The organism is Drancourtella sp. An57, from assembly GCF_002161525.1.
Lineage (GTDB): Bacteria > Bacillota > Clostridia > Lachnospirales > Lachnospiraceae > Sellimonas > Sellimonas catena.
This window is the reverse complement of sequence record NZ_NFHY01000006.1, coordinates 158,225-170,996: the sequence shown is the minus strand read 5'-3', so window position 1 is coordinate 170,996 and position 12,772 is coordinate 158,225. Positions and strand designations below refer to the sequence as shown.

Annotated in this window: 15 protein-coding genes; all 15 read right to left on the bottom strand. The window is 48.3% G+C overall.

Features of this window, described 5'->3' with window-relative positions:
• Window positions 1–144: 144 nt before the first annotated feature.
• Window positions 145–720, bottom strand: a complete 576-nt coding sequence (locus B5G11_RS06735; RefSeq protein ID WP_343215477.1) for a helix-turn-helix transcriptional regulator — start codon at window positions 718–720, stop codon at window positions 145–147.
• Window positions 721–732: 12 nt separating this feature from the next.
• The gene (locus B5G11_RS06730) at window positions 733–1,101 is read right to left on the bottom strand and encodes a type II toxin-antitoxin system PemK/MazF family toxin (protein WP_087252604.1); all 369 of its coding nucleotides are present in this window, start codon (window positions 1,099–1,101) and stop codon (window positions 733–735) included.
• 13 nt (window positions 1,102–1,114) lie between these two features.
• Window positions 1,115–1,606, bottom strand: coding sequence for a hypothetical protein (locus B5G11_RS06725; RefSeq protein ID WP_087252635.1), 492 nt, complete (start codon window positions 1,604–1,606; stop codon window positions 1,115–1,117).
• A gap of 3 nt (window positions 1,607–1,609) precedes the next feature.
• A complete protein-coding gene (locus tag B5G11_RS06720) occupies window positions 1,610–2,953 on the bottom strand; it encodes a DEAD/DEAH box helicase (protein ID WP_087252603.1) in 1,344 nt (447 codons plus the stop codon).
• The gene (locus tag B5G11_RS06715; protein WP_087252602.1) at window positions 2,934–3,215 is read right to left on the bottom strand and encodes a VRR-NUC domain-containing protein; all 282 of its coding nucleotides are present in this window, start codon (window positions 3,213–3,215) and stop codon (window positions 2,934–2,936) included. Before B5G11_RS06715 ends, B5G11_RS06720 begins: the two co-directional genes overlap by 20 nt.
• 231 nt (window positions 3,216–3,446) lie before the next feature.
• Window positions 3,447–5,819, bottom strand: coding sequence for a virulence-associated E family protein (locus B5G11_RS06710; protein ID WP_343215479.1), 2,373 nt, complete (start codon window positions 5,817–5,819; stop codon window positions 3,447–3,449).
• Window positions 5,819–6,223 (bottom strand): hypothetical protein, encoded by a 405-nt coding sequence (locus B5G11_RS06705; protein WP_087252601.1) that lies wholly within the window; start codon window positions 6,221–6,223, stop codon window positions 5,819–5,821. Before B5G11_RS06705 ends, B5G11_RS06710 begins: the two co-directional genes overlap by 1 nt.
• 13 nt (window positions 6,224–6,236) lie before the next feature.
• Entirely contained in the window at window positions 6,237–8,174 is a 1,938-nt protein-coding gene (locus B5G11_RS06700; RefSeq protein ID WP_087252600.1) for a DNA polymerase, read from the bottom strand.
• Window positions 8,175–8,261: 87 nt separating this feature from the next.
• Window positions 8,262–8,804: a DUF2815 family protein gene (locus B5G11_RS06695; RefSeq protein WP_087252599.1), complete on the bottom strand. Its 543-nt coding sequence runs from the start codon at window positions 8,802–8,804 to the stop codon at window positions 8,262–8,264.
• A gap of 3 nt (window positions 8,805–8,807) precedes the next feature.
• Window positions 8,808–9,938, bottom strand: a complete 1,131-nt coding sequence (locus B5G11_RS06690) for a DUF2800 domain-containing protein (protein ID WP_087252598.1) — start codon at window positions 9,936–9,938, stop codon at window positions 8,808–8,810.
• Entirely contained in the window at window positions 9,938–10,225 is a 288-nt protein-coding gene (locus B5G11_RS06685) for a hypothetical protein (RefSeq protein WP_087252597.1), read from the bottom strand. The genes B5G11_RS06690 and B5G11_RS06685 overlap by 1 nt, the downstream gene beginning before the upstream one ends.
• Before the next feature lie 15 nt (window positions 10,226–10,240).
• Window positions 10,241–10,636 carry a DUF4406 domain-containing protein gene (locus B5G11_RS06680; RefSeq protein ID WP_087252596.1) on the bottom strand — a complete coding sequence of 132 codons (396 nt, stop codon included), beginning with the start codon at window positions 10,634–10,636 and terminating at the stop codon, window positions 10,241–10,243.
• A 54-nt stretch (window positions 10,637–10,690) separates the two neighbouring features.
• On the bottom strand, window positions 10,691–11,011 hold the full coding sequence (locus B5G11_RS06675) for a DeoR family transcriptional regulator (protein ID WP_087166712.1): 321 nt from the start codon (window positions 11,009–11,011) through the stop codon (window positions 10,691–10,693).
• A 544-nt stretch (window positions 11,012–11,555) separates the two neighbouring features.
• Window positions 11,556–12,344 (bottom strand): ImmA/IrrE family metallo-endopeptidase, encoded by a 789-nt coding sequence (locus B5G11_RS06670; protein ID WP_087252595.1) that lies wholly within the window; start codon window positions 12,342–12,344, stop codon window positions 11,556–11,558.
• 10 nt (window positions 12,345–12,354) lie between these two features.
• Window positions 12,355–12,723: a helix-turn-helix transcriptional regulator gene (locus B5G11_RS06665; protein ID WP_087166709.1), complete on the bottom strand. Its 369-nt coding sequence runs from the start codon at window positions 12,721–12,723 to the stop codon at window positions 12,355–12,357.
• Window positions 12,724–12,772: the final 49 nt, after the last annotated feature.

Genomic DNA, 12,772 nt, shown 5'->3' with positions numbered 1-12,772 from the left:
CCACGAAAAAAGGGCCTGAAGTTTTCACTCCAAGCCCGTCTTATTTTGGCAATTCTAATGATAGCACAGTCGATCTGAAAAAACAGTACACCTTTAGTAAACCAGTTTTGCGTAACCTACCCCTTTTTATAAAAGAAATCCGCATTATTTTCCTTTTTTCCTGTTTTTCCATACATGGTATAAAATATCTTTTAGAACTAACATAGCATCCAGCTCGCTATATTGGTATTCCTGTTTTAGTTCATCTAACATTCCACTAATCCGATGTGCATAATTGGGGATATTCACATCCTCCTGATATTTCAAAAGAATCGGATATTTCTTTCCCCACGCATTTGTCCAGTCGATTTTATCTTCTACCTGCTCACTGCTCTTTTCGATAACTTCCTGTATTTCTCTCATTTCAATATCAAACTCAATCAGATCGTCCAATGAAACATTATAAAGCCTTGCCATCTTTTTTGCCTGATAAATATCCGGTACCGTTTCATTAGTCTCCCATTTAGAAATTGTCTGCCTGCTGACACCTAATTTTTCTGCGACTTCTTCCTGCGACATTCCACATTTCTTTCTGGCATGAAATAAGCTGTTTCCTAAATTCATGATCATATCCTCCTCATTTGCTGATAATCCTATTATAAAAAAATACTGGGAAAAACTCCACCAATCAAATTCAACAATTATGCCCGTCATTTTAACATGACAGTTCCATACTAACACGGCCCTTTTTCTCTAATTATACCTTTCCACAGCACCGATCTGTATCTGTAATGCTTTCGTGACCGCTGCCATAATTCGCATATCCGTCACAGCACCTCTTTTTTCCATAAGGCAGGATTTATCAATAGTGCTGACCTGTTCGGCCAGAGCCATACTGTTTCTGGTAAGCCCGGTGCCGGAGGTTTTCGGGATCAACACATGGGTGGGGAAGTGGGGCCTTTTATATGTTCTTGCTGTCAGCGGGATCACCGTAATTACTGGAGAATTCTCATTGGCCCGGTTATTGCTGACCACAAGGGCCGGACGGATACCACACTGCAGATTGCTCTCTATATCTCTGCCAAAGTCCACAAAATAAATATCACCTCGTCTGCATTCCATCATATCCGCCTCCTTAACTCAACATGTAGGACACCATCTCGTCCTCACGCTTCTCATATAATTCCTCCAGTTCCCGGATCGCCTTCCTGCGGTTTTTTGCTACCATTGTCCGAGAAATATGATAATGCTCACACAAATAATCCCAAGTACAACCGTTGATTACCATATCCGTCATGAATTCCGGCAGATAACCACTTAAGGCAGACAAAGCCGCCTCGAAAAAGCGGATCTCCTCATCCAGCATCAGATACTGCTTTTCCAGATGTTCATACCACTCCTGATTGATCCGCTCCATCCGTTCATGGTAGTTCAGGGCAATGGAGGCGGGCTTATTAGAAATGTTGCTGGTCTGCACCCGCTCTCCCTCCGGGGAATGGAAATTCATGGAGTCGATCATCTCTTTCTCAGAAATACCCTTAAAATTCCGGATCTGATGCTCCAGACAGTTCCTCTCCTTTTTCATCCGGTGATATTCTTTTATGATTTTTTCTATCCTTTCACTCATCATTTACCCTCCAATTCTTGCACGGACAGCTTCAATCAGACTGGACTGCCGCATATCCTTATTTTCCAGAGCCTTCATCACATCCTCGTCATGGGTATCCTTGGTGATGATATGGTGGATCACCACCGTGTGTTTCTGTCCCTGTCTCCAAAGCCTAGCGTTCAGCTGCTGGTATAGCTCCAGCGACCACGTCAGTCCAAACCAGACGATGGTACAGCCGCCCTCCTGTAAGTTCAAGCCGTGTCCGGCAGAGGCCGGATGGATCAGCGCCAACGGGATCTTCCCATTGTTCCAATCCGTGATATCCTCGGAAGAATCAATGCACCGGGCCTGCGGGAACCTCTCCTGAATGCGGGCGAGATCATGCTTGTACCAGTAGGCCACCAGAAGCGGTTTCCCAGTGGCTGCTTCCACCAGATCCTCCAGAGCGTCCAGCTTCCGGTCATGGATCGGGAGAACTTTCCGGTCACTGTTATACACAGCACCGTTTGCCATCTGTAGAAGTTTGTTGGACAAAGCGCCTGCGCTGACCGCATCCAGTTCTTCCTCTCCGATCTGTACCACCATGTCCCGGCAGAAATCATCATAGATTTTTCTCTCTTTCCGATTCATCTCCACCTCCACACGATTGCAGATACATTCCGGCATATCCAAATAATCCACAGCTTTCATGGAAATACAGATATCCGAGATCAGAGAGTAAATCGCTTTCTCCGCTCCCTCACGGGGTTTGTAACTATAAATAATCTCCCGGTTCCGTTTATCCGGTGTAAAGAACCGCTCCCGGTACCCGGTGATAAACCGTCCCAGCCGCTGTCCCATATCCAGCAGATACATCTGGGGCCAGAGATCCAGAAGGGAGTTTGGAGCCGGTGTCCCGGTCAGACCGATCACCCGGTTCACCAGCGGCCGCACCTTCTTCATGGCTTTGAACCGCTGTGCCTGATTCGATTTGAAACTGGAAAGTTCATCGATCACCACGGTGTCAAAATCCCACCGATAGTTCTGCACCAGCCAGCTAACATTCTCTCGGTTGATGATATATATAAACGCCGGACGGGCAAGTGCGTCTTCCCGTTGTTTCTGACTTCCCACAACCAGTGAAGCGGTCAGCCCTGTTAAATGCTCCCATTTCTGTAGCTCCTTCGGCCAAGTGTCCGTGGCCACACGCTTTGGAGCAATCACTAAAATTTTCCCGATATCAAAACGATCCAATGCCAGTTCCCACAGGGCAGAAAGCGTGATCACCGTTTTCCCAAGTCCCATATCCAGCATCAGACAGCAAACCGGATGTTCCAGAATAAAATCTGCTGCGTACTGTTGATAGTTATGTGGTCTGTATTTCATCCAAAATCCCTCCAATCATTTCTTTGCGATCCACGGTATAAACACGAAAGCCCAATGCGGCCAGCTGCCTTGCCCGGTACTGCTGCAAGGGCCGCATGGTTTCTCCCGGAGCCTTCAATTCCACAAAGGCCATCCTTCCTTCGGGGAAGAGAACCAAGCGGTCGGGCACCCCATTGAATCCGGGGGAGACGAATTTGACAGCCAGCCCACCACGCTTTTTTACCTCCGCAGCGAACTTCTTTTCTACGACACTTTCCCTCACGAAAAAAACCTCCTGTTCCTTAGTGCTGTTCCCAGTACCAAAAATCCTATACGCGCGTACACGTATATACGTGTGCCTATTTCTATATATTTTTCTATCTTTTATCCTCAATATGGTTTTTCTTAGGAACATAGGAACAGGCTATCGCCAACCGCTTGATTTCAAAGGGGTTTTGCCTGTTCCAGACCTGTGTTCCCTGAGTCTCCAAAGATACAACGGAACGTTCCCAACTTAATCCGGCTGTTCCTTGCATCGCACGAATGTCTTCTGTGGGCCATAAAGGGGAAAACGGGTTTTTCCGCTTTTGAGTCCCTGTATCGGCTCCCAGCCACCAATCTTCATCAGGATGGATTCCACCTCATAGGAATCCGTCCGTTTCGGGTTCTGGCGCTCCTTTCCAAAGCACTCACACCAGATTTCCATGATGCAGACCTTCTCCCGGCGCACGGTTCCCGCCGTGGGCGTACCATCAAACTCGCTGCCGCCGAGGAAACTTCTCCGCTGGTATAGATCCATCCGATCCCAGTTCGCAGGGAGCAGCGTCTCCAGATACTCTGCGATCACGCCTTCCCGGTCATCGGACTCCATCGCATCCTGCTGCATGACATAAGCATCTGCCGCCACCCGGCCTTTCAGATACAATTCCTCTCCATTGTGATAACGCTCCAATGCCTCTGCCCAGACCTGATCCACCTCCTGCAGTTCCCACGGGTGGAACCGGCCATGCCCGGAAACATGTACCGGCCAGAAGCGCCGGTTCCCGGTAATGTCCCGCAGAAAGCCTCCCTCGGAGTTGGTACTTCCCACAATGATGCAGGATCTGGGATGACTCTCCACAGCCACGCCATAGGACTGCCGGAACTTATCATCCGTTCTGGTAACAAAAGATTTCACGGTCTCCACATCCACCTTCTTGATCCCGGCCAGCTCTCCCAGTTCCAGAATCCAATATCCCTGAAGCTTCTCAGCGGCGGTCTTATCTTTCATATCAGAAATGGAAAGGCTGTCTGAATACCAGTCTTTTCCCAGCAGGGCAAACAGGGTAGATTTCCCGATCCCCTGCGGGCCGTTCAGCACAAGGATGGAATCAAACTTGATCCCCGGTTCATACACTCTGGCTACCGCAGCGGTAAAGGTTTTCCGGGTAACAGCACGGATGTAGGTTGTATCTTCCGCACCCAGATAGTCGATCAAGAGTGTATCCAGCCGCTCTGTCCCGTCCCACTGCAGGGTAGAAAAGTATTCTTTGATGGGGTGATAGAGCCTCTCCGCAGATACCACGGCCAGCAAGGCGTCCTTAAACTTTGTCGGTGACCAGATCCCATAGACACGCTCAAAATACAGCTTGGCACAGGAAAGATCCGTATCACCCCAGCCGGGTTTCACCTGCCGCCACGGCAATGGCCCAATCACATCCACCATGCACTTAAACTCGTTGAAGACGATGTTCTTCAACTTCGGGTCGTACCGAAGAATCAGGGCAATATTGGTAAGCGTGTCTTTTACCTTACCCTGCTTGTCCAATTCCAGAAGAGTCTGCCAGTTCTCTGCATCTTCCTCCGTAAACTCGGCCTGCGCCGCCTCCGTCCGCTCCTTGGCAAGCTGGGCTTTCACCCGCTGATCTTGGATGGCAAATTCCTGCATGGCCTTAAAGGATGGCAGCTTCGCCGGATCGGTATCTTCACTTGCCTTTGCATCCAATCCTCCAAACTTGTGAATACGGACAACATCAAACGCATTCATCAGTTTTCCACAGGCCGGATCAGTGGCATGGTGGCTGTATGCGAAACGGTCTTCATAGATCACGACACCGGCCTGCGAGTCAGCAGGAATGTAGTCATATCGGCCGGACATAGCGCTGTGTTTATACACATCGGTCAGGAAAGTATCCATCGCTTCCGTGATACTGTAGGCACGGCAGAACGCTCCGACCACTCCCGGCTTTTCCAGAGGATCAGCCTGCTTTTTCATGTCACGGCGTACAATCGTCTGCTGCCGTTTGGATACCGGCCACTCCGCTGTATTGTGCCAGTCCGTATACTTAGCAAGAACCGTATCCGGATCGAGCAGGTCTCCCATGATCTCACGGAACACGAATTCTCCATCGGAAGAGGTGGAAGGCCAGTACATCAGCCTGCTCGGCTCATAAGTGGTATCATCAAACAGTTCAATCCCGATCTCTTCCGCAACTTTTCTGGAAACAGCGCAGTACTCATCCGGTGTCACCTCACGGGACAGAGGGATGATGAGACGGAGTCTTGGCTTTTCCGGTGTATGCTTATGCGTGGAATACACATAACACTGAAAAGAAAAGAACATCTCGATCTGATCGATGATATCTTCTGTTGCATAGTCCATATCCAGCGACAGCCCCGACCGGGTAATCACACAGTCCTTCTTCCGGCGGCCGCCCTTTAATGTGCCAAGGACAAAACCACCCACATCCTTAATCTCATCCTGCTTCGCTTTCCCCAGCTTCCGGTACTGCTCCACCGTCTCGGCAGTCCTCTGGGTGCGGAAGATCCGGTCTCTAAACTCGGACAATTCCATCTCCACAAGGTTCCAGTGTTTCTCCATTCTGGAGTTGCCAATACTCAGTCGGATCATACGGTTCCCTCCTCTATAAAGATTTCTATGTTTCTCCGTATCCTCTGCAGCATCCTTTCACACACCCGGATACAGCGCTGCAGTTCCTGCTTTTCCGATTCATCTTCCGTCTTTTTCTCCCGGTTCTGATACGCCTTTATCCGGGAGCGGTAATTCATCTCTTGTTTCACCAGAAACTGCCGCAGTTTTTCCTTTTCTGATTTTTCACAGTACCGCCGGAGCAACAGAGAGAGTTTCTTTGCTTTTGCAACGGTACAGGGGAAGAAACGCTCAATTTCCAAAACCATCTGCCCGGTCGGATACCGGATGTGTAACCTCTTTTCTTCCGCTTCCATATGCTGTACAGCATAATAGGCTGTCGGATCGGGACATCCTGATCCATTCTTATAACTGATCCCCATAGCGCATCCTCCTCTAATCTTTTTTATAAAACGCACACTCGTAACCGTCCGCACGGAGGGGCAGGCCCGCCGCCCAATCCGGCTGCTCCGACATGATCTTGCAGATTTCCTCTACACTGGAGACACCGGCCGTAACTTCCAGCACCGCTTCATCGTGGATGTGCATCACAATGTCAAAACCTCGATTCCTGAGCCGGAGCATGGCCTGCGCTAAGAGGTCACGGGCCGTGGCCTGCACGATGTTCTCCACCAGCTTCGGGCCGTAGGTTTCAATCCGCATCCATTTCTTACTCTCCCCGACACCTTCATAGGAAAGGCTCTCCCTTCCAAAGCGGTTCTGAGTCATCCGGGGCTTGATATAAGACAGCTTCCGGCCAGAAGGAAGGGTGACAAATAAGATGCCGGATCGGTAAGTAAAGCACAGTTTTCCAAGAACCACTTCCGTCCGCTCCTTCACGGCCTTAACTGCAGATGCATCCACATCCCACCAGAACTTTGTGATATGGGGATTGGAATTTCTCCACTGACTCACCAACGGCTGCAGTTCTTCCTCCTGAAGTCCCATATCCAAAGCGCCCATCGAGGTGAGCGCCCCGACTGCACCGCCATATCCCAGTGCCAACTCGGCAATCTTCCCTTTCTGGCGGAGATGCCCATTCACGCCATGTTTCACCACCGGGACGCCGAACATCTTTGATGCGGAAGCGCAATAGATATCCCCACCTTCCGCAAAGGTGTGAAGCCGCCACTGCTCCCCGGCAAACCACGCCAGCACCCTTGCCTCGATTGCGGAAAAATCTGCCACGATAAACCGGCATCCGGGTTTTGGTACAAAGGCTGTCCGGATCAGTTCCGACAATACTTCCGGGGTGGACTCATAAAGCAGATCCAGATCTTCAAACCGCTGCTCTTTTACCAGACTACGGGCAAGTTCCAGATCCGGGATATGATTCTGGGGGAGGTTTTGCACCTGCACCAAGCGTCCGGCCCAGCGTCCCGTGCGGTTCGCCCCGTAAAATTGGAGCAGGCCATGCACCCGGCCATCCGAACAGACGGAACGTTCAATAGCTTCATACTTTTTTACACTGGTCTTCGCCATCAAAAGCCGGAGTTTTAATACTTCCAATACTTCTCCATCCGTTTCCGAAATCAGCCCTTTGACCGTCTTTTTATCCAGCTTCTCCGCTTCCACGCCATGCTCCGCAAGCCAGCCCTTAATCTGCGCCGGAGAGTTGGGATTAGAAAGCCTGGTCAGTTCATAGGCTCTGGCCGTGACCATCTGACGGTACTGGTTATCACAGAGAACTGCATTCTCCACCAGCTGCTGATCCACCAGAATCCCACGGTCATTGATTTCCTGATCCATCCGGTACAACTCCATTTCCGATTCTGGGATGGGAAATTTCCACAGTTTCTGCCGGATCTCTCGCTCCGCATCCACATCCCGGATACAGTAAGTTTTGAACCGTTCCCATTTCTCCGGTGCGTCCTCTGGTCGGTTCCGAGTTCGGCCACCGTTGGCTTTCGTGGGCTTACATGGTATGGAGAAGAACCGGACAAGGTCAGTACCTTCCTTCAGCTTTTTTCTCTGGATATTCAGGACTTCACCCACATTATCCAAGGACAGGGGAAGGGCCAGCATGGCAGACTGGACTGCCGTACACTGCCATCCTTCCGGGGAGAGTTTCCGTCCCAGATACTTAGAGATACAGGTACGCTCAAACTGAGCATTAAACGCTGCTTTTGTAACTGCCGGATCTTCCAAAGCAGCCAGTACCCTCTCTGGAAGCTGTTCTCCACAGGCAAGATCCACAATCTGAGTCGGCTTCTCATCAAATGCATAGGCAAAGAGTAAAATTTCAAAGTTAGGACTGTCCGAATAGGCATACACGCCGCATTTGGTCAGATCCACGTCCGAATAAGTTTCAATATCTATTGACAGGATAGGCATAAAGTTTCCCTCCTTTATTTGCAAAATTGTTTCAAACAAATGGATATTTTTATGTAGAGACGGGTGGAAAACCACCCGCCAGTATAATCAAGAAAGGAAATCCTCGTCTTCTTCTGTCTCAAAATCTTCTGCTGCTGTGGTGCGTCCGCCGAGGCTTTCCCCGTCACGGAGTTTCTGAATATTGCCGAGTCCAGCCGCAATCCCACGGTTTCCGTTGGAGTTATATCCGTAGAAGGTCACGCTGATCTTTCCATAACAGCCGGAGTACACCTCATTCTGATCCAGAATCGGCTGTACATGGGAATCCACCACCTGCGGAGCCTGACGGCTGTTCGCATTGAAGAAATAGCTGTTGGCGTAGGCTTCATCATCCGGGCGGTCAATATCTCCATCACGAAGCGGCAGCTTCAGGTTGGCCGGGATCTTCCCACCCCATTTGGAAATGGAGTCCTTCTTGGCCTGCTCTACGGCAGCTTTGATAGCATTGATGGTTTTCGTGTCGCTCTTCGGAATAATGGCAGAAACACTATACTTGGGATCTCCGCCATTGACGGAATCCGGCTCCCAGCAATGCAGATAGGAAAAACGGCAAGGTACAATTACTTTTGTAGGGTTCATATTTTTAGACATGTTTTAGTCCTCCTTCTGAAAATCCGCTTCTGCGGTTGATGTTTGAATGGCTTCCCGCTTGTCCGACTCTGGGACAAGCGTAATCTTTCCTGCGGGCTTATACACCAATGGGCCGAGAATACGGGCAAATTCTTTCTTCCCCATCAGACGCTCCATATCGGTAATTCCCAGCAGTGTGTGTTTATAAATATCGGTATAGCCTGCAGCTTTTGCGGCAGCAGCCACCTCTTCTTCCGAGGTGTATTTCCGATTGCTCTTTCCCATTACCAGCTTGAAACCGTCCCACTGCTTATGATGGACAATCGCCTGATCCTGTGCGTATGCATAGATATCTGCTGCCCATTTAGAAAGTTCATCCGCCTGCTTCAGCACTTCCGTTATTTCTTCATCTGTAAGAAGTGCAGGTCCCTTAAACTCCATCTGGGCCAGCTTCAGATTTTCCTTAGCTCTCTGCCTGCAGGTAAATCTTGCTTTACAGAACCGACACCAGCTTCCAGCGCTTAGGTCTCCTTCGCCTTTCAGGGCCAATTCTCCGGCGGGGCGCAGCACTTCATTTCCCCATGCTTTCAGATCCTCTGGAGCAATTTCCCATGTGCTGGAATTAGAAAGTCTCGGCTGAAAAATGGTCAGACGAACAGTCTCTATCGGAAAGAGCATCTCGGCCATATCGAGAATGCCAAGCCCATAGATCATCAGCTGTGGATTTTTCTCCGCATACACCGGAACGCCTTTTCCCAGTTTCAGATCAATGATGTGTACCAGCTTGTCCGTCACGATCACCATATCCGCTGTGCCAAAGCAATCCGGCACATAATCAGAAACGTCCACCCTCTGTTCTACAGAGAAAATCGGATAAGGGCATTCCTTCCGGGCAGCTTCGATCTCACCAACTACGAAACTGACATAATCGTCCACCGCTTCTAACAGGTCATCGGAATAATAATCGGAGACCGGACGGCGGGTCTGCTGTTTCAGGTGCTTTTTTATCAGATGTTCTGCCAGTGCATGTCCAGCAGAACCTTCTGCCGCATAAGGACTCTCTTCATCCTGAAATGCCTCGCCCAGCACCAGAGAGGGTGGACAATGGATGAGGCGGTTTGCCGCTGATGGAGAGAACCGTGCGTGAGCGCCCATCAAAGCGCCTCCGCATCTGCCATAAGGGCAGCATAGTTTTCCGGCTTCACGCCAGAGAGTTTCCCGGAATCATATTTCAAAAGCAGTTCTTTCACTTCCCGGCGCTTTCCAGCCTGAGTCTTGGCTGCCAAAACTGCCCGCACTTCTTCAATGGATATTTCCTTCTTCTTAGGTTCAGCCGGAACAGCCATCTCTGCTTTTTTATCCTTCTGGTCTTTTGCCAAAGCACGGTAACCAGCGGCCAGCTTTTCATACCCTTCTGCGAGAGTCTTATAAATTTCATTCATATGTGACATCCTTTCTTAAGCAAATCTCAGTTTGTATACTGCCTGACGGAACGCATCCGTGATGCGGTCATCAATCATCATGGTTTCCGGATAAATCCGGCTGCCATCATCAGAGTAGAGGCGTACCGGAATTCCCAGCTTGCTGGCATGCTCCAATTCAAACGCCATACCATTACTGATTGTGCTTCCAAAAATCCACACCTCATCGCAGATCTTCATCAGTTCTACACCGAGCGTAATACCGAGAATCCGCTCATCCGGATCAGAATCCTTCAGAAACTGCGGATACATCAGATGCGGAACCACAGGGCAATATCCGCAACGGGCCGCAAATCGTGCATGGGCTTTCGCAAGCGCTACATTCCTCTCAACATCACCACGATAGGGAGAACAAATAAAAACTTTTTTCATCGTCATTCACCTGTACCTTTCATAATCATTCGGGGGTGTTCCCGTATTCTGGATTTAATAGGGAGAAAATTGGGAAATGATACTGTTCATAACATCAAGGTCATTTCCTTCCAAAGAGGGGGCCAGCCTTTTCAAAAGTTCTGCCTGTTCCGGTGAGAGCGTTTTCCGGTTTTGATGGTACCAATCTGCTACCTTCACACCGCCACCATATCTGCCACGAACTGTCTCAATTGGGTATGAACACGATAGTTCCTCAATATCACGCCGGATGGTTTTCTCACTCACGCCAAACTCAGACGCCAGATTTTCTACTGTATCCTGGCGTCTGATGCACAGTGCATCGAAGATCGCCGCCCTTCGTTCATTGGGTCTCATCGTGTCACACCTCCTTTCCCTTGCTCCGTGGCTTTAATTTATTGGTTAAACCGGACACCTTTTGACCGCTTTAAAAAACTTTTTCGCAAAACTTTTATCTACTCGTTTATTCTCCGTTTACATATAAAAAAGTGTAAAAAGTAGCTGATAGAAATAAAAAAAGGATCAGAGCATAACTGTAAACATTTACAGTCAGCTCCGACCCTTATTGGTGACTATTGAATTGTCCCTACGGTCAGTCAGCTTTTCTATCTTCTTCATCCTATACGTTTCTGGGCTTTAGATTTTTCTGTTTTTAATAAGTCCAGATAGGCTTTGTAAATCTTTCTGCATTTTGCACACTGAACAGAAATCGTAGCCTTGGTACGGTGATCTACCAATATTTCGCTACCACCACACCACGGACAGCTTAAATGGATATCCATTTGAAATTCTTCCACTGTATCAATCCCCCTTCTTCATTTACTTGTTCGCTAACTAGCGAACAAGTAAATTAAAAATTTTGCGGGCTTCTTAAGAAACCCGCCATATCCTTATAGGTGAACTACTCCCTCATAAAACAAAGGACTTGCTGTGTCATACAAATTTCTTGCCGAATAATCCCCAACTCTTTTAACCGGATCGTAGCTGCCTGAAAGGACACGTTAAAAACTTGTGAAACTGTATCCGCTTCAATATAGCATCTTTGAATTTCTTTTTTCTGAGAAAATCCTGGCTTTTGCCGGAGAGCCCTCACAAGTTTATGAACCATTGCCTTAGGCATTAAAATTGCAGAAGATAATGCATTGGCCTGCCACTCCATCCACTCTTTGTCTGTCCAGACCGCCTGCTGTTCACAATTCATCTTTTTCGTATCAACCCTGCACTGTATCATTGCAGCTTCTTTTCTTTTACCCAGCAAATCCATTAAAGTTATCTGATTAGGGTCATAAGCAAAGTATGGGGTATGTAAAAAAGCATGGCTTGCTTCATGTCCCATTGTAAAACGATACCTATGTTCCTGATTTTCTTCTAAAAGAGTCCGGTCAATAATAATCGTATTGGCCCTGGCACTAATATACTCAGCCCGATTTTGAATAGGATCATATACAGGAACTTTGTCCGTATCATTAAACACCGTCATTCCCAGATAGACACCGCAATGAGATAAATATTGGAAATCCTGATCTGCCCCCAGATAATCCTGGACAAAAAGATCTATATCTATCTCTTGTGGTGTGTGCATGGCGTCCGGATTAAAATCTGATACTAAATTTTCTCCAATGATATCGATCTCCTTCCGGCTTAATACCGGAGCCCCTGATCTCTTTCGAACAATTTCTGCTACATACATAGATAGGCACTTACCCCTTTCGCTTCTTCAGTTCTTCAACAAAATGCTTCCATTCTTCTTCGCCAGCGTCCAAATCCCTGGCTGTACGCAGTGCCGCGCTCACATAATCCCGTTGCATAATATATTCCGGCAAATCTGGGGCAACAGCTTTTCTCTTCTTTCCAGCTAGATTCAGCATCTCATTTTTTTCTTCCTTTGTCAGTTCCAGAATATGAGCGAGTTGATTCAGCTTCTCAATGTCGAAAGGATTTCGCCTATCTTTTTCAACATCCGTAAGAAACGGTGCAGAAACTCCGAGCATATCCGCCATTTTTCTGATGGTTATCTTTTTCTCGATCCTCTTCCTGCTTATAAAATCTCCAAAATTCGCATACGTCATAATCCTTCACCTTTTCATCTCTTTCGTTCTTGTAGTCTTATTTTTACTC